This is a genomic window from Romboutsia sp. 1001713B170207_170306_H8, assembly GCF_015550495.1.
Lineage (GTDB): Bacteria > Bacillota > Clostridia > Peptostreptococcales > Peptostreptococcaceae > Romboutsia_E.
Genome location: NZ_JADNAX010000004.1, coordinates 1 through 20,865 on the forward strand (window position 1 = coordinate 1; position 20,865 = coordinate 20,865).

General features: G+C 29.3%; 21 protein-coding genes. 4 read left to right on the plus strand and 17 right to left on the minus strand.

Annotated elements, in window-relative coordinates; genetic code table 11:
• Positions 1 to 329: 329 nt before the first annotated feature.
• Entirely contained in the window at positions 330 to 1,205 is an 876-nt protein-coding gene (gene pdaA, locus I2A66_RS09435) for a delta-lactam-biosynthetic de-N-acetylase (protein WP_122639151.1), read from the plus strand.
• Positions 1,206 to 1,341: 136 nt separating this feature from the next.
• On the plus strand, positions 1,342 to 1,881 hold the full coding sequence (gene rbr, locus I2A66_RS09440; protein WP_122639152.1) for a rubrerythrin: 540 nt from the start codon (positions 1,342 to 1,344) through the stop codon (positions 1,879 to 1,881).
• Positions 1,882 to 1,982: 101 nt separating this feature from the next.
• Here rbr and I2A66_RS09445 read toward each other — a convergent pair whose 3' ends face one another.
• Positions 1,983 to 2,495, minus strand: coding sequence for an SH3 domain-containing protein (locus tag I2A66_RS09445; RefSeq protein ID WP_122639153.1), 513 nt, complete (start codon positions 2,493 to 2,495; stop codon positions 1,983 to 1,985).
• 235 nt (positions 2,496 to 2,730) lie between these two features.
• Positions 2,731 to 4,104, minus strand: coding sequence for a hypothetical protein (locus I2A66_RS09450; protein WP_147516447.1), 1,374 nt, complete (start codon positions 4,102 to 4,104; stop codon positions 2,731 to 2,733).
• A gap of 220 nt (positions 4,105 to 4,324) precedes the next feature.
• Here I2A66_RS09450 and I2A66_RS09455 point away from each other — a divergent pair, with 220 nt between their 5' ends.
• Together I2A66_RS09455 and I2A66_RS09460 are read left to right on the plus strand one after the other, a co-directional pair.
• Positions 4,325 to 5,113, plus strand: coding sequence for a threonine/serine exporter family protein (locus tag I2A66_RS09455; RefSeq protein WP_122639155.1), 789 nt, complete (start codon positions 4,325 to 4,327; stop codon positions 5,111 to 5,113).
• On the plus strand, positions 5,113 to 5,610 hold the full coding sequence (locus I2A66_RS09460) for a threonine/serine exporter family protein (RefSeq protein ID WP_122639156.1): 498 nt from the start codon (positions 5,113 to 5,115) through the stop codon (positions 5,608 to 5,610). The genes I2A66_RS09455 and I2A66_RS09460 overlap by 1 nt, the downstream gene beginning before the upstream one ends.
• 145 nt (positions 5,611 to 5,755) lie before the next feature.
• Here the strand turns inward: I2A66_RS09460 and I2A66_RS09465 are convergent, their stop codons facing one another.
• From I2A66_RS09465 to I2A66_RS09535, 15 genes are all read right to left on the minus strand, one after another.
• Positions 5,756 to 7,063 (minus strand): 2-hydroxycarboxylate transporter family protein, encoded by a 1,308-nt coding sequence (locus I2A66_RS09465; RefSeq protein ID WP_195251519.1) that lies wholly within the window; start codon positions 7,061 to 7,063, stop codon positions 5,756 to 5,758.
• Between the two features lie 12 nt (positions 7,064 to 7,075).
• Positions 7,076 to 8,275, minus strand: a complete 1,200-nt coding sequence (locus I2A66_RS09470; RefSeq protein WP_122639158.1) for an NAD(P)-dependent malic enzyme — start codon at positions 8,273 to 8,275, stop codon at positions 7,076 to 7,078.
• Positions 8,276 to 8,654: 379 nt separating this feature from the next.
• Positions 8,655 to 9,341 (minus strand): response regulator, encoded by a 687-nt coding sequence (locus I2A66_RS09475; protein WP_147516445.1) that lies wholly within the window; start codon positions 9,339 to 9,341, stop codon positions 8,655 to 8,657.
• Between the two features lie 27 nt (positions 9,342 to 9,368).
• Positions 9,369 to 10,958, minus strand: a complete 1,590-nt coding sequence (locus tag I2A66_RS09480; RefSeq protein WP_147516444.1) for an ATP-binding protein — start codon at positions 10,956 to 10,958, stop codon at positions 9,369 to 9,371.
• Between the two features lie 283 nt (positions 10,959 to 11,241).
• Positions 11,242 to 11,664, minus strand: coding sequence for a hypothetical protein (locus tag I2A66_RS09485; RefSeq protein WP_147516443.1), 423 nt, complete (start codon positions 11,662 to 11,664; stop codon positions 11,242 to 11,244).
• Positions 11,665 to 11,814: 150 nt separating this feature from the next.
• Positions 11,815 to 12,825 carry an SIS domain-containing protein gene (locus tag I2A66_RS09490; RefSeq protein ID WP_147516442.1) on the minus strand — a complete coding sequence of 337 codons (1,011 nt, stop codon included), beginning with the start codon at positions 12,823 to 12,825 and terminating at the stop codon, positions 11,815 to 11,817.
• A gap of 27 nt (positions 12,826 to 12,852) precedes the next feature.
• Positions 12,853 to 13,923 carry an SIS domain-containing protein gene (locus I2A66_RS09495; protein WP_147516441.1) on the minus strand — a complete coding sequence of 357 codons (1,071 nt, stop codon included), beginning with the start codon at positions 13,921 to 13,923 and terminating at the stop codon, positions 12,853 to 12,855.
• A gap of 10 nt (positions 13,924 to 13,933) precedes the next feature.
• Positions 13,934 to 14,785, minus strand: a complete 852-nt coding sequence (locus tag I2A66_RS09500) for a PTS system mannose/fructose/sorbose family transporter subunit IID (protein ID WP_122639164.1) — start codon at positions 14,783 to 14,785, stop codon at positions 13,934 to 13,936.
• Entirely contained in the window at positions 14,769 to 15,539 is a 771-nt protein-coding gene (locus I2A66_RS09505) for a PTS mannose/fructose/sorbose/N-acetylgalactosamine transporter subunit IIC (RefSeq protein ID WP_122639165.1), read from the minus strand. The genes I2A66_RS09500 and I2A66_RS09505 overlap by 17 nt, the downstream gene beginning before the upstream one ends.
• 22 nt (positions 15,540 to 15,561) lie before the next feature.
• Positions 15,562 to 16,035: a PTS sugar transporter subunit IIB gene (locus I2A66_RS09510; protein WP_122639166.1), complete on the minus strand. Its 474-nt coding sequence runs from the start codon at positions 16,033 to 16,035 to the stop codon at positions 15,562 to 15,564.
• Between the two features lie 33 nt (positions 16,036 to 16,068).
• Positions 16,069 to 16,488, minus strand: a complete 420-nt coding sequence (locus I2A66_RS09515) for a PTS sugar transporter subunit IIA (protein WP_122639167.1) — start codon at positions 16,486 to 16,488, stop codon at positions 16,069 to 16,071.
• Between the two features lie 88 nt (positions 16,489 to 16,576).
• Positions 16,577 to 19,354 carry a sigma 54-interacting transcriptional regulator gene (locus I2A66_RS09520; RefSeq protein WP_122639168.1) on the minus strand — a complete coding sequence of 926 codons (2,778 nt, stop codon included), beginning with the start codon at positions 19,352 to 19,354 and terminating at the stop codon, positions 16,577 to 16,579.
• Between the two features lie 298 nt (positions 19,355 to 19,652).
• Positions 19,653 to 20,090, minus strand: coding sequence for a SoxR reducing system RseC family protein (locus I2A66_RS09525; RefSeq protein ID WP_147516439.1), 438 nt, complete (start codon positions 20,088 to 20,090; stop codon positions 19,653 to 19,655).
• A 10-nt stretch (positions 20,091 to 20,100) separates the two neighbouring features.
• Positions 20,101 to 20,391 (minus strand): metal-sensitive transcriptional regulator, encoded by a 291-nt coding sequence (locus I2A66_RS09530; protein ID WP_147516438.1) that lies wholly within the window; start codon positions 20,389 to 20,391, stop codon positions 20,101 to 20,103.
• Positions 20,392 to 20,522: 131 nt separating this feature from the next.
• The gene (locus I2A66_RS09535; RefSeq protein WP_122639171.1) at positions 20,523 to 20,855 is read right to left on the minus strand and encodes a DUF2325 domain-containing protein; all 333 of its coding nucleotides are present in this window, start codon (positions 20,853 to 20,855) and stop codon (positions 20,523 to 20,525) included.
• Between the last annotated feature and the right edge of the window lie 10 nt (positions 20,856 to 20,865).

Consider the following 20,865-nt stretch of genomic DNA (forward strand, 5'->3'; position numbering starts at 1 on the left):
GGCTTGGTTGTTTGTGTTTTAATTCTTAAATAAGAATTAGTTATATAAATTAACCTACTGTTTAATTTTCAAAGTTCGTTTTGTTTTTCGCCCGTTTCTATTTCGGACAAGTATTACTATAACATCTATTTTTATTGATTGCAATACTTTTTTATATATTTTTTTAACTTTTTTATTTATTGTTTTACTTTTTGACCCAAAAAACTTATATACTTATTAATATGTCCTTTTAAATATCTATATTTTACACTCTTTTTAAGTTTAAGTTATTTGATTTTTGTTAATAAATTTTATTAACGACACTATTATGTGTAAGGAGGTATAAATTTATGCGTAAATTATTAATTTATTTTTCATTATTTGCACTTACTATACTTTGTGCTACGGGTTGTTCCTTTAATAATAATAATTCAAATGAAAATTCATCTAGTGAGGTTTCAAATATAGATAGTAATTCAAAAAATCAAAATACACCAAGTTCATCATCTCAAAGTAATAAATCAAATAATTTAGACAACGAAATAACAAATTGGTTCTACATTCCAAATACTACACACACAACACCTGACATAAACCCAGACCTAAACTACGAATTATCAACTTATGATGCAATTTATAACTTAGACTCAAATAGAAAAAGTAAAACTTTATATTTAACTTTTGATGAAGGATATGAAAATGGATATACTACAAAAATATTAGACATCTTAAAAGAGAAAAATGTACAAGCAGTCTTCTTTGTTACATCATCTTATATAGATAAAAATCCTGATCTCATAAAACGAATGGTTTTGGAAGGACATATTGTAGGAAATCACAGTGCAACTCATCCATCTATGCCAACATTAACATCTAATGAAAATGAGTTTAATGAAGAAATATCAGATGTAGAAACTAAGTATGAAAAACTTATAGGCGCTAAAATGAATAAGTTATTCAGACCACCTATGGGATGCTACTCTGAGAAAAGCTTATCTATGACAAAAGACTTAGGATACAAAACAGTTTTTTGGAGTTTTGCATATGACGATTGGGATCCTGAAAAACAACCGGAATTAAAATATGCAAAGAAAAAAATATTAGACAACCTTCATGATGGCTCTATATTACTTTTACATGCAGTATCTAAAACTAATACTGAAATATTAGGTGATGTTATAGATTCTGCTAAAGATTTAGGTTATGATTTCCAATTAATAAAATAAATTTTCCTTAAATTATTTTATTATATACATAAATATTTTTTGTGCTATACCTCTTATTCTTAGCATAAGATTAATATGTGGATGATAATAGTTTTCATCATTTTATAAAATCTTATTTTTTGGGGGTACACTAAATATGGAGTTAAAAGGATCTAAAACTGAAAAAAATTTACTTACAGCATTTGCTGGAGAATCTCAAGCAAGAAATAAATATACTTACTATGCTTCAAAGGCAAAAAAAGAAGGATATAATCAAATAGCAGCAATATTTGAAGAAACTGCTAATAATGAAAAGGAACATGCTAAAATATGGTTCAAACTTTTACATGATGGTATGCCTTCTACAGCTGAAAATTTAAAAGATGCTGCAGCTGGTGAAAATTATGAATGGACAGATATGTATGCTACTTTTGCTAAGGAAGCTGAGGAAGAAGGTTTTACTAAAATAGCTTACTTATTTAAAGCAGTTGGAGAAATAGAAAAAGAACATGAAGAAAGATATCTTAAGTTACTTGAGAACTTAGAAAATGGTGTAATATTCGAAAAAGATGACATCGTTGTTTGGAAATGCCAAAACTGCGGACATATACATATTGGTAAAAAAGCTCCAAATGTATGTCCAGTATGTGACCATCCACAATCTTTCTTTGAAGTAAAAGCTGAAAATTATAAATAAAATACTATTTTTATATAACTATATTTTATAAGTTATCAGTAAGTATTAAATTAATATAATTTACTTAAATAAAAAAGTCATATAAATATATGACTTTTTTATTACTTTATTTCTATGTAATCTGCACTTGACCAACCTATCGTTCCATCTGATAATTTTATCTTGTTCCATCCATCTTGACTTCCTAAAACTATAACTTGTGTATTTCTATTTATTATACCTATCTTTTGATAAGTTGTTCCTGGCCCACTTCTTACATTTAACATTAATCCTGTTACAAATCCAACCCGCTCATTCTCTTCCATATTATCTAATTTATTAGAACTAATGTTACTTAAAACTTTTAAATAATCCTTACTAGAATATCCAGTAGTATTGTTATACTTTATTTTTACCCATTTTCCATAATAAGAAATTATCTCTACCTTTGTATCTTTCTTTATTGTATAAATAACCTTGCCCTTTGAACTTGGAACTTTTCTAAAGTTTAGATTTGTTGTTGTCACCGCATATTTAGTCGATTCTTCTTCTATGCTTTCAGATATATTAGTAAATGATATACTAGATGTAACTGCACCAGCACTTAGCAAGAATTTCAATTTCTTATTTTTCATGAGCCCTCCTAATTTCTCCCCTATCGTTTTATTATAGATAATTAATAGAATTTTATCAACATTTCGAATTTTCCAATTTTTACCTTAAGTTTCCATATATCTATAAATGTTTATTATTTATATGTAAATAGAGTTGAAAATTAATTATTTAGTCCTTTCAGTACATATTAAACTGAGTATCTAAATAATTAATTTTCTATACTCAAGACCAAGGTTATATAAATAAATTCTCTATCTAAATAATAAATACCGCGACAATGGTAGTAACAATAAATCCAATCATTACTGGTTTAAAGTTTTTCTTAGCCAAATCAACCGGATTAACTCCACAGATTGCTGCAGCTGATATTAATCCCCAAGGAACTAAACATCCTCCACCAACCCATATACCTGCTATTTGACCTAATGCACAAAGTGCTCCAACACTTGCATTTACTGCTGTTGCAAATACTGATGCAAGTGAACCTACTAAAGATATACCAGAAAATCCAGAACCATCAAGGCCAGTTATTGCTCCTACTACTGTTTGTATACTTGCTACTGCAAATTTATTAAGTGGTACAGCATCAGCTAGTGCTAGACCCATATCTGAAAGTAAACCTTGAGATGTAGCTGGTAGTACTTCACCTAATACAGATGTTAATGGTGCTACTTCACCCATATAGAAGAATGCTGCTATTGGTATTATTGCACCGAATATTTTTATACCAAATACAAATCCATCTATAATATTTTGGCAAACTGAATCAAAGAAATTCTTTTTATGATTCATTGCATTTATAATCATAATTAAAATAAATGCTGTTCCTCCTAGTAAGGCTGTAGCATCTCCACCTTTTAAATTAAGTTTAAACATTGCAATTAAATCAAGTATAAAACCAATTAATACTAGAAAAGTTGCTATTTTTGCTTTTTTATTAAAAGTCTTAACTTGAGAATGTTCAACTTTACTTAGTTCATCTTTAAATATGCCTTTCTTAATATCTCTTCTTAAGAAATAAAATGCTGCCCCTATTGTAACTACTGCCATTACCCAAAATAGTGGCATACCTTCACTTATAACTTGACTTGCTTCAATGCCTGCTGCTGAACCAGTTATTTGTGGTGCTCCTTGAATAACAAAGTCTGTTGATAAAGCAAGACCATGGCCAAATAAGTTAAGTGCCATAGCTACACCAATTGCAGGAAGTCCTACTTCCATTGCTACTGGTAAGAATATTGCTCCAACCAATGCAACTGCTGGTGTTGGCCAGAAAAACCATGATAGTGTACACATTACTATCCCTATTATGAAAAAAGCTGTTGTAGGATTTTTTATAACTCTCGAAAAAGGTTTTATCATATAGTAAATTGCATTGTTATCTTCTAGTGCTTTAGATAATGCAACCATTACTGCGATGATTAGAATAATTGGACCTAGTTCATTTAATGAAACAATAAGAGAATTGAATATTGCATTTGTTGATTGAGGTATACTGTGAGTGTAATATAGTGCCAAGCAGAATATACCTACTATACATGGTACAATGACATCTTTCTTCATTATCATTATGACTAAAATTAATAGCATGAAGAAAAGATAAATATAATGCGCTCCTGTTAATACCATTTTCTATTGTCCCCCTTATATTTTTATATAGTAGTATTATATGGCTTTTAATTTAGTATGTTACCTTCATATAATTTTACTTTTATGTAAAAACTACATATAAGTAGGTAAAAGTTTTTTATTTAATATAACCTAATTATTTTTACATATAGAACACCTATTTTACTTAAATATTTGATATAATATTCTTCTATCATAAAAGTCTTACGGGAGGTGTTTTATGCTAAGAGTAGATGAACCGCATTATAAAAAAAATATGCTTAGATTAGCTTTATTTATAGGAGAATTAATGCTATCCAATGGAGCTGAAACTTATCGTGTTGAAGATACACTAAAAAGGATTTGTAAATCTAGGGGGTTTAATCATATTAATGTATTTATTACTCCTACAGTTATAATTATTTCAGATGATAGATTTGATGGGTATTCTTTCATGAAAACTATCAATCGTAGAGCAATAAATTTAGGAAGAATAGCACTTATAAATGATTTTTCAAGAGATTTTGTAAAAAACACAGATATGACTATAGAAGACTCTATGGCTAGATTAAAGGAAATAGCAAGTTTCAATGCATATCCAACTTGGCTTATATACGTATTTACAGGATTAGGATCTGCTTCATTTGCTTACTTAGTAGGTGGAAACACTACATTTGATTTTGTATTAACATTTTTGGTTTCAATAGTAGCAGCTATTGTATATGACCAATTAATAAAAATAAGTTACATACCAACATTTTGTTGTTTAATTTCATCAATACTAATGGCAGCATCAGGTGTAATGCTTACAGAATTAGGATTTTTAACAACTCCTAAAATGCTTATTGTTGGCTCAATAATGCCACTACTACCTGGGGTTCCATTTATAAAGGGTGTACGTGACTTAATAGCCGGAGATTTAATGTCTGGAGTTGTACGATTCTTCGATGCAACAATAATTTTTATCTCAATCGCTGCTGGAGTTGGGTTTGTACTTGAAATGTGGTTTAGAATGGGAGGTGCTTTATAATGTTAAATATACCACTTTACTTAAACTTCACCTTTGCATTTTTAGCAACTGTAGGTTTTGGAGTATTTTTCAACGCACCAAAAATATCCTTACTTCCATCAGGAATAACAGGAGGAATTGGCTGGTTATTTTATATATTCCTATTTAGATTTAGTGAAAACGAAGTATTCGCAACATTCTTTGCAGCAAGCTTCGTAGCACTATGTGGAGAAATACTAGCAAGAAAACTAAAAAACCCTGCCACAGTATTCATCATACCAGGAATACTACCACTAGCACCAGGGCTTGGAATATACAACACAATGCTATACATGGTCCAAAAAGAATTCGAACTAGGACTATCAAAAGGAGTAGACACACTATCAATAAGTGCATCAATAGCACTAGGAATACTAGTAGTAACTTCAATAGTCAACACTTACAATATACTAAACAGAAGAAGACTAATAAGAAAACTAAAACCAATAAGTTCACATATAAAAAAAGATATTAACTAAGTTAATATCTTTTTTATTTTATCTCCCCACCCCTTAATCCTGCATAGTATCTGGGCCTAGCCAGAAAAAATTAAAAATTCCAGATCATTTGCAGAGTTTTTTTATCTGCATGACCTGGAATTTTTTATTTTTCTGGCGGACCCGACTACATCAAGACCTTAAGAAGAACGCTTGCAACTATTAGTATAAGTGCCCCACATATACGAGTAGCAATCTGAGCAAAAGGAATTAGCTCCATTCTATTAGAAGCAGATAAAACAGCAACATCACCTGTTCCACCCATATTAGTCGTACAAAGACCAGCTGTTATAGAAGACTCTATAGGATAAAATCCTACTAACTTTCCACCTACACCAGCTCCAACTGCTACTCCTGAAACAACAACAAAGACTAATAATAAATAAAGTGGACTTATTGCATTCACAACTGCATTTAAATCTATCATTGAAATTCCTATACCTACTAATAAAGCACTAGTCAAATTAGTCATTACAAATTGTCCCCATTGATTTGCACTTTGTTCTAAGTTTTCAGGTATAATTCCTATTATCTTACTAAATGCGACTGCTATTATCATCCATGCATAAGCATGTATACCTGGAACTAGCTTCCCAATTAAAGTTCCAAGTGTCAAATATGTAATAGATAATAATAGACCTATTCCTAACATTTTTAAATTTAACTTATTACTTTTCTTTTCATCTAAATCACTAGAATCATTTTTCATAAGCTTGCCATTTCCAGACCAACTTGGCTTTACTGTTCCTATTTTCGCAATTATGCCTGCACCTATTATAGCCATTACATTTCCTAAAGTAGATGCTGGTATCATTACTGAAAGAAGTTGAGAAGTTTCTGTTCCTAGAGCTTGAGAGTACATATTAGATAAAGGAATTACTCCTGCTCCCATTCCTCCTCCCATCATAGGAATTGCTACAAACATTATAGCTTCTTTAAATCCATATCCTACTACACTTCCAACTATACCAACTAGTATTAAAGCAAAAGTTATTGCACAAATTGCAACTGGTAAAAATCTTACTGATGCTTTTATTAAAAGTTGTCTATTCATTCCAAGTATACTACCTGTTATAAGTGCTGCTATATAAAAGTTTAAAAAACCTACATCATTCATAAAAAAATCAACATTTTCAACTACTGAAGTTGGCATTATATTAAAGGTAACCATTGCTGCCGATGCAAATATACAAACTATAGCGCCTCCTCCAAGATAAGTTTTTACAATTGGAGTTCTATTCCCAATTTCATTAAATGCTCCACCTAAAACTATCATTATTGCTAAAGCTCCTACCATGCCACTTGGTAGGTTATCTGTAAATGTTGCTATCAATACCACTAAGGATACTAAAGCAAATGACAATAAACTCATTCCGTATATTTCTATCCCCTGTTTCTTAACTACATCATTATTATTTCCAATAGCCCCTTGCATTTATATCACCTCTTATACTAACTCAATTTGAGATTCTTTGTATAACTTTGATATACCTTGTTTTATTGCTATATTTCCAACTTCTTTTGCAACTATTTCAGCTACTCTTTTATCAAATGCACCTGGTATTATATATTCTTCATTTAATTCACTTTCATCTATTATACTTGCTATTGCTCTTGCTGCTGCAACCTTCATTTCTTCTGTGATATCAGTTGCACAAACATCTAGTGCTCCTCTAAATATTCCTGGGAATACTAATACATTGTTTATTTGGTTAGGGAAATCTGATCTTCCTGTTGCTATTACTCTAGCTCCACCTTTTTTAGCTTCATTAGGCATTATTTCTGGAGTTGGATTTGCCATTGCAAATACTATAGAATCTTTATTCATTGTAGATATCATTTCTGCTGTAACACAGTTTGGTCCTGATACTCCTATGAATACATCTTTATTTTTTATTACTTCTTTTAAGCTTCCTTTTTCATTATACTTGTTAGTTATTTTAGCCATATCTGCTTGAGCATCATTCATCCACTCTTCACCTACAGCTACTGCACCTTCTCTATTTACAAGTACTATATTTCCTACATTAAATTGTAAAAGTAATTTAGCTATAGATATTCCAGCTGAGCCTGCTCCATTTATTACAACATTAGCATCTTCCATATTTTTTCCTACTAATTTTAATGCGTTTAATAATCCTGCTGCAACTACTATCGCTGTTCCATGTTGGTCATCATGGAATACTGGTATATCTAGTTCTTCTTTTAATCTTCTTTCTATTTCAAAACATCTAGGTGCTCCTATATCTTCTAGGTTTATTCCTCCAAATGTTGGTGCTATATATTTTACTGTTTTTACTATTTCATCTACATCTTTTGTATCTAAACATATTGGAAATGCATCTACATTTGCAAACTCTTTGAATAGTATTGATTTTCCTTCCATTACTGGCATTGCTGCTTGTGGTCCTATATCTCCTAACCCTAGTACTGCAGTTCCATCTGATACTACTGCTACTAAGTTCCCTTTTGCTGTGTATTTATATACGTCTTCTTTATTTTGGTGTATCCTTCTACATGGTTCTGCTACTCCTGGTGTGTATGCTGTACTTAAGTCTTCTCTTGTTTCTACTTTTACTTTTGATGTGACACTTATTTTTCCTTTATTATTTTCATGCATTTCTAATGCTAATTTATTGTAATCCATTTTATTCCTCCCTATGATTTGTTTTTCTTTATGGTTATATAGTACAAAAAACGTTCTCCTAAGTATATATTTTGAAAATATATAAACCCTTTAGTAAGTATTGTTCATAGGACTATTCGAAATACGGCAATGGGTGGGGAGATGTGATTGGCTTCCATGCAGCAAATGGCGCTGCAAATGTCAGTCCAATTCACATTCTCCACCACTTCATTGCAATGTACTTCGAATATATTGAAGGGCGGTGGTATGTTCGAGTAGGTTTTGGTTTTATCTTTTAGATTTTTTACTTTGCCGTAGGCATTTATTTTTCGTTTACATATTATTTATATATCATTAATTTATATAATACTTATCTCTGTAAAGTAATTTATTATAGTAACTAGATTGAACTATTTGAGTTGCATGTTATTTTGTATTTTATGCTTGGTCTTCCTCCCGTTGAGTAGTCTATTTCACTTGTTATTTCGTTTGTTTCTACCATGTAGTTCATGTATCTTCTTACTGTTACTCTTGATAGGCCTACGTGTTCTGCTATTTCTTCGCTTGTGCTTTTGGTATTTATATTTTTTCTCATGTATTCTCTTATTTTCTCTAGTGTTTTTTCATTTAGTCCTTTTTTGATGATTGTTTTATTTGTTTTAGTGTTTATTAATGAATCTATGTCTCTTTGACTAAATGTTTGATTTTCATTTATTAGTTGATATTTTTTTAAGAATTTTTTTAATGCATTTATGAATCTGTCGTATTCAAATGGCTTTACTAAGTAATCTAATATTCCTAGACTTAATATTTCTTTTAGTGATTCGGTTTCTTTTGCTGCTGTTACCATGATTACATCTGTTTGTATGTTGTTTTTCCTTATTTCTCTTAAAACTTCTATTCCATTTAGTTTAGGCATGTATACGTCTAGTATTATTAAGTCTATCTTTTCTTTATTTAAAATTTCTAATGCTTCTTTTCCATTATTGCAGATTTTACTTACTTTAAATTCTTGTAATTGTTCTATGTATGTTTTATCTATTTTGGCAACCATAGGATCATCTTCTACTATAAGTACTTTTATCATAATTTTACCTCATGTATTTTTAAATATTTAATTATGCTTATTACTGATTCTTATTGTAAAGCAACTTCCTTCATTTTCTTCACTTTCTATGTCAATTTCTCCATTATGTGTTTCTACTATATTTTTAATTAAATATAGTCCTGTTCCCCTGCTACTTCCTTTTGTTGAAAATCCTTTTTGATAGATTTTTTCTATATTTTCTTCTTTTATTCCTTTTCCCGTATCGTGTACATTTATTATTAAGTTTTCATTATCATTATATACTAAAAGACTTATTTCTTTAAAATCATCATCTTTTTCATTTATACTATCAATTGAGTTTTCTATTAAGTTACCTAAAACTGTTATTAAATCATTTCTACTTAAGTATTTATTGTTATTCTCTAAGTAACTATTTGGATATATATTAAGTTTTATACCAATTTCTTTAGCTCTACTTACCTTTCCAATAAGTAATGCAGCTATTGTTGGATCTTTTATTTTGCTAATTATATTACTAGTTGATTCTCTTTGAACTTCATTTATATTGCTTATATATGACTTTGCTTCATCTACCTTATTTATCTGTAAAAGACCTAATATAACATGTAGTTTATTCATAAACTCATGAGTATTTGCTCTTAATGCATCTATTATTTGATTAACTCCAGTTAACTCCTCTGCTAACTTTGTAACTTCTGTTTTATTTCTAAATATACAAACTGCTCCTATAGCCTTATTGTTTTCTATTATAGGTATTCTATCAGTGATTATTTTAACATCTTCTATTGTCATATGCTGACTATACTGACCTTTTTTACTTTCTATAACATCTAATAAATTAGTTTGTGGAAACACATCTTTTATAAATTTACCTTCAACATTATCTTCTTTTATATTTAACATATTAAGAGCTGCATCATTAAAAACAATTATTTTACCTTCATCATCAATTGCAATAATACCTTCTTCTAGCGAAGATAATACTTCTTGTCTTTGAAGATATAATTTAGTAAACTGCTCTGGCTCATATCCAAGTAAAGTTCTTTTTATACCTTTTGAAATGATTAATGATATTACTATACCTAAGCTAAAAATAATACTTCCAACGATAATATAGTTCTTCAGAATATCACTAATAACTTTATTAATACTTTCAGTAAGAGTACTTACCATTATAAAACCAATCTGATTATTATCTTTATCCAAAACAGGAGTGAAGTATCGTTTTTGATTTCCCAAAGTACCTGTCGCTTCAGAAAGATAGCTTTCTCCACTCATAATAACGGAACTCTCATCTCCACCTACAAATCTCTTACCTATATTCTCCTTACTAGGATGGTAAATCCTAGTCCCATCATTATTAGCCACAACAATAATATCAACATCATCAATACGAGAGATAATATCATCTAGGTAGTTTGTAAAATTATCACTAGAAGTACCACTTTCTAAACTATTAATAACCAAAGGATTTCTAGAAAGCATCTGCCCTACATTAACAATATTATTCTCAATCTTATCAACAAAAATATCAGTACTAAACCTCATAGTAATGCCCAAGGTAATAACCAAAACAGCAAACACAACAACAATATTCCCAAAGGTAATCTTACCTTGCAAAGACATCTTTCTCATAAAAAACTCCTTAAAAAATCTTTAATCTACATAAATAATACCACTACCATATTTCTATATCCATTTTATTTAATGTCTTTCCCTATTTTTATTAATTTTTTTTATTAATTTTCATCCCCCTAAAAAATTTTGATAAGTAGCTACGGTAGTTTTTAACTCAGCACAAAAAAGGTGGATGTGAATATATTAATTTCCTGACATTCGCAGCATCACTTCGCTGCATGTCAGAAATTAATATATCAAATCCACCCGGTGCTCGAGCCTCAAAAACTACACGCCACCCCTACTTATCAATACCTTTTAACAAAGCTTCTTTAAGTTTTTCTCCTTTAGCAGATGTTATTACATTTTGTTTTACCATATTGTTTATATTTTCATTTACCATTTCTTTTAATCTTGCATCTCTTTCAGATTTATTATACTCTTCTATCTTTTTAACATCATCTACAGTTAGTACACCAGATTCTTGTAGTTGTTGTAATGTTTCTTCATATGGTCCCTTACCTCTTCTACACCCATGTTTTTCAGGGTCTACTGCACTAGTTTCTGTTGTACTAGTAGTCTGAGCTGATACATAAGTTTCTTTAGTAGAAGCTGCATTCGCTTCTTCTAAATCTCCTTTATTAAGGCCTTCTTTTACTATTCCTATTGCTAGAACTACAAGAGCAACCACTGTTACTGTTATTATTTTTCCTTTGCTATACATTAAAAATTCCTCCTTTAATTTTGGTTTACTCTTATGTTTTCCAATAACCTTAATTTAACCTTAAATTTTGGAAAAATTTTAAGGTTATATAAAAAAGGATTAGCATTTGGATAAAACTCACAAATGCTAATCCTTCTATTATGTTAATAATTAATAAGCAAATTGACGGTAGTAACGACGTATATCTAAAGAGTGACCTGTATTATCTTCAAAGTGGAAAGCTAAGCGGTCAACTAAAAGTGTTGATATTATAGTTGGTGCTAATATCCAACGGAATTTATCATCTATACCTTCTAACTCATAATCTTTACTATCTATTACAGTAAATTTATTAGTATATTTTTCAACAAATCTTTCAACTCTATTGTCTATTTCACGGCATTTGCCTTCTCCCTTAACTAAGAATACACAAACATCGTCTTCAACTAATTCTAATGTTCCATGGAAAAATTCTGCTGAAGTTACTGATTTAGTTCTTAGCCATTGCATTTCTTCTAATAAACACATAGAGAATAAATAAGTTTCTCCCCATGTTTCTCCTCCACCAATCCACATCATATATGGTTCTTGATAGTACTTCTTAGCTATATCAGCTGCAATAGGATCAAATTTCGCCTTAGCTTTTATTAGATTTTCTGGTAATTTTTCAAGTTGATCTGCAAATTCACTATATTCTTCAAAGTCACCATTATTATTTAATAATCTAAAGAAGAACCAGTATAATAACATATATTCATACTCAACACCATTCTCATGTCTCATAGGAATTAAGTATTCACTACACTCTGCTAATGGAGATTCTGGATTTTTTGTAAGACAAACTACTGTTATACCTTGTTCTTTACACCATTTAGCAATTTCAACAGTTTCCTTAGTGTCTCCTGATTTAGACATTGTTACAACTATAGAATCTTTACCTAAACTTTTATGACCTCTTAATAATAGTTCAGCTGCTTGTTCTACAAATACTGGTAATGTAGTTGTTTGCTTTGCCATTTCACCTATAGCCATCATTGGTGCTAAACTTCCACCAACTGCTGTAAAGAATATATTTTTATATCCCCTTTTACTTAATTCATCTGCTGCTCTTTCTGCATCTACTCTTGCTTCACATATTAATTTCATACTTGTTCTGTACTCTTGTTCATTGAATTTTAACATTATTAAATCCCCCTAAGTTTATGTATTTTATATTTTACTTTTTAATTTATCATCAAAATCTTCAAAGATTTTTTGACTTAATTTATTACCCTTATCTTCTGCAAGAAAATAAGACAATATTTGAATAGGTATTACAAATAGTAGTGGACTTATTAATTCATCAACACTTATATCTAGCGCTAAGTCATGTCTATCTTCTTTATAATTTTTATATGTTATTTTATAAATATGATCTGTGTATTCATTCAGATATAACCTTAGCGCTTGTTGCCTATCTTCTAATTTTCCTTCAGTCTCTATAAATATTATGTGATGTTTATTTGATAGTGATAAATATGGACCATGCATATATTCTTCTAGTTCATGCCCATTCATCGGTATTCTAACAGTTTCTGTTATCTTAGTATCAGCTTCTCTTGTAACTCCATATCCTGGACCATATCCTATACATGCTATTTGCTTTGCACTAATTAGTTCTTCTTTATTCTCTTCATACCAATTCAAAGTTTTTTCTATTACATTATCAGTATGTTCTATAGCTTGTTCTATCTTTCTTAGTTCATCCATATAAGTTTGTTCATTAATTTTATCACTCTCATATGCCAGTTCTAATCCCATAAGCATAAATGTAAGAACCGTTGCACTAAACCCTTTTGTTACATATCCAACTTTTTCTTCACCACAACCGATATCTACGACAACTTTACTAATATCACATACTGAACTATTTAAATTAGCTGTAAGAGAAATAATATCGGCATTTGTTTTGCTTGCAGTTTTTAAGGCCTCTATTGTAGAATAGCTACTACCACCTTGAGTAACTCCTAAATATAAGGCATTTTCATTTATACCTTTACCATAATTACTAAATACAGAAGGCATTTTCATTTCAATATTAATTTCTAATATATTTTCTACATAGTATTTAGCACACTCTATTGCATTGATAGAAGATCCAGTAGCTAAAACTACCCATTCATCATAATTTTTATCTTTAGCTAAATTAATGAACTCTTTTAGATTTTTCTTTCTGTTAGATAATATACTTTTATTTGTCTTATATTCTTCATTTATATAAGTAAACATCGTTTCTTTCATAGTTATCCCCCTATGCTAGGAATCCGAAAAATGCACCTAATATTCCTATTATAGCTATTATCATTAGTATAGTTGTTGTCTTAAAGTTTTTACCTAATAGCATATAAATAAATCCTGTAAATCCTATAGACATTATTCCTGGAATAATACCATTTAATATGTCTGCTAATGCCATTGCACTATCTCCACTACCTATGGTTAATGGTATATTTACAGTTACCATTTCTGCTGTCATTCCTCCAATTACCATTAATCCTAGTATTGCTGCTCCATATGTTAGAGATTCCATTAATCCAGACTTTTGTATTTTGTCCAGTACTCCTGCACCTAACTTATATCCCCACATCATAGCAAAATACCTAACTAGTATATGTGGTATATTAAATACTAATAAAAATAGTATTGGTCCTAATATGTTTCCTTGTAATGCTAGAGATGTACCTATACCTGTTGCAATAACCCTAAGTGTCCCCCAAAAGAATGAGTCACCTATTCCAGCTAGTGGTCCCATAAGACCTACCTTTACATTGTTTATTGATGAAGTATCAAAATTATCTGATTTTGAATTACTTTCTTCCATTGCTGTTGATATACCCAGTATTAATGTTGATATATGAGGAGTTGTATTAAAAAATTCTAAGTGTCGTTTTAATGCATCTGCTCTTTCTTCGTCAGTCTTGTACAACTTTTTAATTATAGGCATCATACCATATGCATAAGACATATTAGCCTGTCTTTCATAATTCCATGACCACTCCATAGTAAATGATCTCCAAAATACTTTCATTAAATCTTTTTTAGTTATCGTTGTACTATCATCTTGAATGGTTATATTTTTATTTTCTTTAGAAGTCGTCGTCATCGTCATTACCTCCTACTACAGCAACTTTATTTTGATTATTTAAACCAACTAAAATAATCGCTAGTATTGTACCAAATATTGCAATTCCTGTTATTGGTATGCCTAAATATACTGATAATGCAAATCCTAAGAAATAGAATACTGCAACCTTTTTATTTATTATCATTTTAACTAGTAGCGCAAATCCTAGTGCTGGTAATAATCCTGTAGCTATAGCTAATCCATTTTGTATGAATTCAGGTATTATATTTAATATTTTTTCAATTGCTGATGAACCTAGTAAATATGAGAAAAATACTATTAGTCCTATAGGTAAGTTAACTCCAAAGAATCCTCCTAATAAATGCATTCTTTCAACTCCAGAACAATTTCCTTTTTCTGCATATTTATCTGCTTTATGTACAAACATTGGAAGTATAAAAATCATACAAGCATTTTTTATTACTAATGCTAATGCTGCTATTGGGACACCTAGTGCTAATGCTACTTCAGGTCCTTGCCCTGTAGTAATAGCAAATGCTGTGCCTAAAATTGCTCCAGAAATTATTTCTGGTGGTATTACTGCTCCAACCGAGAATGCTCCTATAAATGCAAGTTCTAATGTTGCACCCAGTACTATCCCCGATTGTAAATCTCCTAATACAAGACCTGTTAATACTCCAGTAACAATTGGTCTTGATAATAGAGATGTACCTAATAAATATTCTGCATTAGCAATCATCGCTACTAATCCAAGTAATATAGCTGTTACCATAACATAGCTCCCCTTTAAGTAATTAATTTAATACATTTTCTGCTAATATCTTTTGGTCATTTGGTATTTGTCTTATTTCTACTGTAACTCCAGAATTTATTAATTCTTTTAAAGTCTCTTCTTCTTCCTGAGTAATATTTATTGCTTTAGATATATTTTTTGTTCCTTCCCTTGCTTTTATACCTCCAAGGTTAATAACATCAAACTTATCTGTTCCTTTAACTAATCTATTCGCATCTTCTATTGATTCTACGACTACAAATAGCTTATATTTATCAGTAACTCCACTGTTTATAGCATCTATAGAGTCTTGTATATTTTTCATAACAACTTTTACACCTTGAGGCTTAGCTAGCTTTATTGTTGTTTTGCGTAATTCATCGTGCATTAGTCCGTCATTTGCAATTAGTATGCAGTCAACTCCTAAAAATTGAGTCCAAGAAAATGCTACTTGTCCATGTAGTAATCTATGATCAACTCTTAATAATTTAATCATCTTATTTCCCCCTATTATATTTTTATAATCAATTTAAAATCCATCATCATCTAAAGCTAATGATTTTATAACACTATTACAATACTTAATAGTTTGCTTTGAATTATCTAAAGCATTTTGGATATTTTCACCTATGTTACAATCATCTTGAATAAGTATTAATTCCATTACTAAAGGTAAATTAAGTCCACATACTAAGTGAAAATTTTCCCTTTCTATATAAGTCATAAATTCATTATTAATACTTCCTCCAAAAATATCTGTTACAACAATTAACTGATCTTCGTCTTTTAAGTCCTTAAATATATTTTCTACTTCCTTTTTTAAATCAAAATCTTCATCTTTATAAGCACATAGTGTAGATATATTTTTTTGCTCTCCCATTATTATTCTCATAGAGCTCTGAATCCCATATGCTAAATCTCCATGAGAAGCAAGTAATATTTTTACCATTGTGATTTACCCCCTTTCCTTTTTATCATCTCAACTTAATATAAAGCAAAAAGCATGCCAAATTAGTGGCATGCTTTTTTATTTTTTTCTAAAATTCTTTCAAAGCCTCTGTTGGAGCCGTTATAATATCATACACATAACCAATCTCTTCAACATTGATTTTGACATTATACGTTTCTTCTATCCCACTAAAAGCTTTTTTAATATTATTTATCATGTTTTCTTGACACTGTACAAATGTATCTAAGTTATTATAATTTTCTATAGGAACCTTACGTATTAATCTTTCTATAAGACAGCTTATATGTATGTATAATGTAACTTTTTTATCATTAGGTATTCGCCTTCCAATAAGTAATTCTAATTCATTCAAGCACATTTCAACATTTTCTAAAATTTTATTACTATCTAATATAGTTACTGAACTAACTATACTTTCTAGAGATAAATTACGTACTAAGTTATTATTTATGGCGATAATAGTATCTTCATCAGCTACTGAGTTAAATATTTTGTGCATTTTTTCTTCTCCACGCCCCGAAATCAGATCATCTAATGATATATAATTTACATCACCAACTTCTGGGTCTAATGTACTTATTATTGCTATGACATCATATAGTTGGAACAATGCATCTTTAGTACCATCTCTTTTTAATCTGCCATAATCATTAGCTATAATATTTATACCTAATTCTTTTGGAATACTCTTTTCTAATAACTTTTGTATTTGTTTAGCTGTTCCTATACCTGTAATACATGAAGTTATTATAGCTTTTTCTTTTGCCTTTTCTGGATAAATTATTTTATATTCTGTTTCATTGTGATTTTTAACTTTTTCAATTACCTCTTCTATGTATAAGTCTTTATTTAGTAATCCTCCTATAAATAAGGCCATTTGAGTAGATACATTATTAACTATCGCTATTGGATAATTAATATGATCTTTTATTTGATTATAAATATCCTTTAATGAACCCATATCAACTAAAATTATAAGTCCTTTAGATATATCATTTCTGTGTATATATTCAATAAGTCTCTCACCAATTTCTTTTACTGAAATATCTATAGGCATATCAAATGGTTCATATATATTACTTTCTAGTATTCTATTGACAACACTACTAATACTGCTTGCAGTTGAATATCCATGAGCTAGTATTACTGACTTTATAGTTTTTTTATCTTGGAAAATTTTTAAACTTTTCAAATAAAATGAAAGAAAAATCTCATCTTCTTTGAATAAGTTAACATCCATTTTACTATCTATTAAGCTAGATAACTTAGATACTAACTTAAATTCTTCTTCATTATTTTCCAAAATATAGTGGTAAAGATTATCTCTTAATTTATCTTCATGCTTACTAAACCTGATATTTTCACATCCTTTTAAATACAGGAAGTATGCTATAGTGTAAATACAGTTACCATTTAGTCTGATATTATAGCTATTTTCTATGTATTTAAGAACATCTTGTAATGATGAAATAATGAATTGCAGCATTACATTTTTATTATCTTTTGATTTATCAAATATAAGTCTATCTATAAAAGAGTTAATTTCTAAAAATATATTTTTTTCAAATCTTTCTCTATCCCTATCATCTTGATAAGTTTTATATAAATAAAAAATTTTTTTATAAACACTTTTAATATCCTTCGTTGAATTAATATCATCAAATAATAATTCATTATAATTTGATGTTGGTGTTATTAAAATATCACTTCTCTTTTGTATTTTAGATTCTTTTATGCTTGATGCCTCTTTTAAAAAACTTTCCGGTAAATCCTTTAATTTTATTATTATCTTATCTGAGTCAATATTTTTAGAATAAGACAACGCACATATATACTTAATTGTATTTTTTAATTCTCCTACATTACCTTTATATGTATGAGATGCCAATGCTTCTAATGCTCTTTGAGATATGAGAATATTCTTACTTAATGTTTTTGATTCATTAATTAAAAAGGTATATACAAACTGCAACTTTTCTAATATATCTCGATCATTTAACCCTGGTATGTTTATAGTTATAGGCACCCTTCGTAAAAACGTTTCTAAGAAGTTTTCAGAAAGTGACTCTGTTGTTGCAAAAATTAATCGAACATCAGATTTGTGCCATCCATCCGACTCCCCCATACGTCTTACTAAACCTTTGTCCATAAAAGTAAATAACTTTTCTTGACCTTCACTATTTAATCTGTGTACTTCATCTAAAAATAATATTCCTCCATTTGCAGCTTCAATCATCCCTGGTTGGTTTTTGTCTGCACCTGTAAATGCACCTTTTACATAACCAAATAGATTACTTGACAGTAATTCTGGGTTATTATAATACTGAGCACAGTTAAATATTATAAATGGTGCATCCTTTTTTATTACACCCTGCTCGATACTATATTTATAAATAAGGTCTGCTGTAAAACTCTTTCCTACACCAGTTGGTCCGCTTAACATAATTGGTAGGCCATTTTTAGTTGGATAAAGCACAGATGTTTTTATTTTATCTATGGATTCAATTAAACTACCATTATATCCAATTAATTCCTTGAAAGTATCATCAGTTTTCTCTTTATCTGTATGCTCATCAAATAATTCTTCTATGCTGGAAAAGTTATTCCTCGATACTCTAAAGAATTTTTTCTCGAATACACTTTTATGAAAGAAATAAACAGGTCTTGTATTTATCTTTATAACTTTATCTTCATCAATCATTTGATTTATATAATGACTTATAGTATTTCTTTTTACACCAAATATTTCTGATATGTATTGAGCTGTATATACTTCATTTTGTTGATCTTGAATATAGCTTTCAGTTTTTTCACCTAAGTATTTTAATATATTATCCTTTAGCATAATTGTCCCCCCTAGTAACAAGTCTATATTAAAATTCTTTACCCTTAACTTACTTTTGTTACCAAATTTCATATATAATCTTATCATACTTTTTATATCATGAATATCAGTTAAATAGTTTAACTGATAATTTTTAAGTTGAAACTAATATTTATTTTAAGCCTATAAAAGTACATTCAGTTATAATAAAAGGATTGATATTTGATTAAAATTTCCAAACACCAATCCTTTTGTTATATAAGTATATTATTTCTAAGATTTATTTTTAATAAAATTTAATTATACCAATACATTAGCTTTAATCTAATATCCTTACTATTGTCGGTATGAATTTTTTGCTTTCTCTGAATTTATTGTCATTTCTTTTTAAGATTACATAAGAAATTAACATTAAAGCTATTCCTATTATTCCACTTACTACCTCTAATGTCATTCCTTGCAGTGCGTTTAATTTTTCTAATATGAAGTAACTCCCCATTGTTCCTATCATTAGAAAAATTAGTGGCACTATATATGCTAGTGCTGTTGCTTTTAGTACATTTACATTTTCCATGTTTACTTCTACATGGTCTCCTTTTTTTGCACCTATAGCATTATCTACTTCTACTAGTATTTCTTTTGATTCTGAAGATAAAGTCTGACATTTTCCACATGCTGCACATGCTGAATGTCTTTGCATTTTCATCTTTGCAGTTTTTTTGTCTACAATCTCAATTACATACCCCTGTTGGTTCATAATTTTCCCCCTATTTTGTAAACTTGCTTATTGTGTCCATAAGCTCTTGTATTGTTTCCTCTGTTAATTCTGTATCGTCATTCTTTAAACTGTTTGTTACACAGCCTTTTATGTGATTTTCTAATATTATTGATCCTACTTTATTTATGGCAGATCTTATTGCTGATACTTGTACTAATATATCTACACAGTATCTTTCATCTTCTACCATTTTTTGAACTCCCTTTACTTGTCCTTCTATTCTTTTTAACCTTTTTATAAGAGCTTCTTTGTCATTACCTTGAGCTAATTTCTTTTCCATTTTGCCCACTCCTTATTAAGTGATATATTTTATTATATCATATTATATAATTGTTATTTATTTTTATAAAAAAATAAATAGGAAGTAATCCTCAATTAGATTTACTTCCTATTTGTTTTAATAGTCATATTTTAATTTCCTCTTTTCGAGCTTTTTATTTTACAATTCTTACAATTACCTGTACATTCATCAACTAAATTTAAACATTCTGTAAATGCTACTTTACTATTATTTCTATGCCTTATTATAGGTATGTTTTTCTTTCTAGCTTGTTCTTCTACTGATATTACCATTTTATGGGATACTGCTGATGTAAATATAACTATTGCGTCAGGCTCTCCTACACATTTCTTTACCTTTGGTGACATATTTAAAAATACCTTAGCTTTATACCCCTTTTGCTTAGCCAGTGATATGTAATCTTTCTTCATTTTTTCATTTCCACCTACAACAACTAAATTCACTTTAATTCCC

Coding starts and splice junctions, on each gene's coding strand:
- pdaA (WP_122639151.1), top strand. CDS start 330: ATGCGTAAATTATTAATTTATTTTTCATTATTTGCACTTACTATACTT.
- rbr (WP_122639152.1), top strand. CDS start 1,342: ATGGAGTTAAAAGGATCTAAAACTGAAAAAAATTTACTTACAGCATTT.
- I2A66_RS09445 (WP_122639153.1), bottom strand. CDS start 2,495: ATGAAAAATAAGAAATTGAAATTCTTGCTAAGTGCTGGTGCAGTTACA.
- I2A66_RS09450 (WP_147516447.1), bottom strand. CDS start 4,104: ATGGTATTAACAGGAGCGCATTATATTTATCTTTTCTTCATGCTATTA.
- I2A66_RS09455 (WP_122639155.1), top strand. CDS start 4,325: ATGCTAAGAGTAGATGAACCGCATTATAAAAAAAATATGCTTAGATTA.
- I2A66_RS09460 (WP_122639156.1), top strand. CDS start 5,113: ATGTTAAATATACCACTTTACTTAAACTTCACCTTTGCATTTTTAGCA.
- I2A66_RS09465 (WP_195251519.1), bottom strand. CDS start 7,063: ATGCAAGGGGCTATTGGAAATAATAATGATGTAGTTAAGAAACAGGGG.
- I2A66_RS09470 (WP_122639158.1), bottom strand. CDS start 8,275: ATGGATTACAATAAATTAGCATTAGAAATGCATGAAAATAATAAAGGA.
- I2A66_RS09475 (WP_147516445.1), bottom strand. CDS start 9,341: ATGATAAAAGTACTTATAGTAGAAGATGATCCTATGGTTGCCAAAATA.
- I2A66_RS09480 (WP_147516444.1), bottom strand. CDS start 10,958: ATGAGAAAGATGTCTTTGCAAGGTAAGATTACCTTTGGGAATATTGTT.
- I2A66_RS09485 (WP_147516443.1), bottom strand. CDS start 11,664: ATGTATAGCAAAGGAAAAATAATAACAGTAACAGTGGTTGCTCTTGTA.
- I2A66_RS09490 (WP_147516442.1), bottom strand. CDS start 12,825: ATGTTAAAATTCAATGAACAAGAGTACAGAACAAGTATGAAATTAATA.
- I2A66_RS09495 (WP_147516441.1), bottom strand. CDS start 13,923: ATGAAAGAAACGATGTTTACTTATATAAATGAAGAATATAAGACAAAT.
- I2A66_RS09500 (WP_122639164.1), bottom strand. CDS start 14,785: ATGACGACGACTTCTAAAGAAAATAAAAATATAACCATTCAAGATGAT.
- I2A66_RS09505 (WP_122639165.1), bottom strand. CDS start 15,539: ATGGTAACAGCTATATTACTTGGATTAGTAGCGATGATTGCTAATGCA.
- I2A66_RS09510 (WP_122639166.1), bottom strand. CDS start 16,035: ATGATTAAATTATTAAGAGTTGATCATAGATTACTACATGGACAAGTA.
- I2A66_RS09515 (WP_122639167.1), bottom strand. CDS start 16,488: ATGGTAAAAATATTACTTGCTTCTCATGGAGATTTAGCATATGGGATT.
- I2A66_RS09520 (WP_122639168.1), bottom strand. CDS start 19,354: ATGCTAAAGGATAATATATTAAAATACTTAGGTGAAAAAACTGAAAGC.
- I2A66_RS09525 (WP_147516439.1), bottom strand. CDS start 20,090: ATGAACCAACAGGGGTATGTAATTGAGATTGTAGACAAAAAAACTGCA.
- I2A66_RS09530 (WP_147516438.1), bottom strand. CDS start 20,391: ATGGAAAAGAAATTAGCTCAAGGTAATGACAAAGAAGCTCTTATAAAA.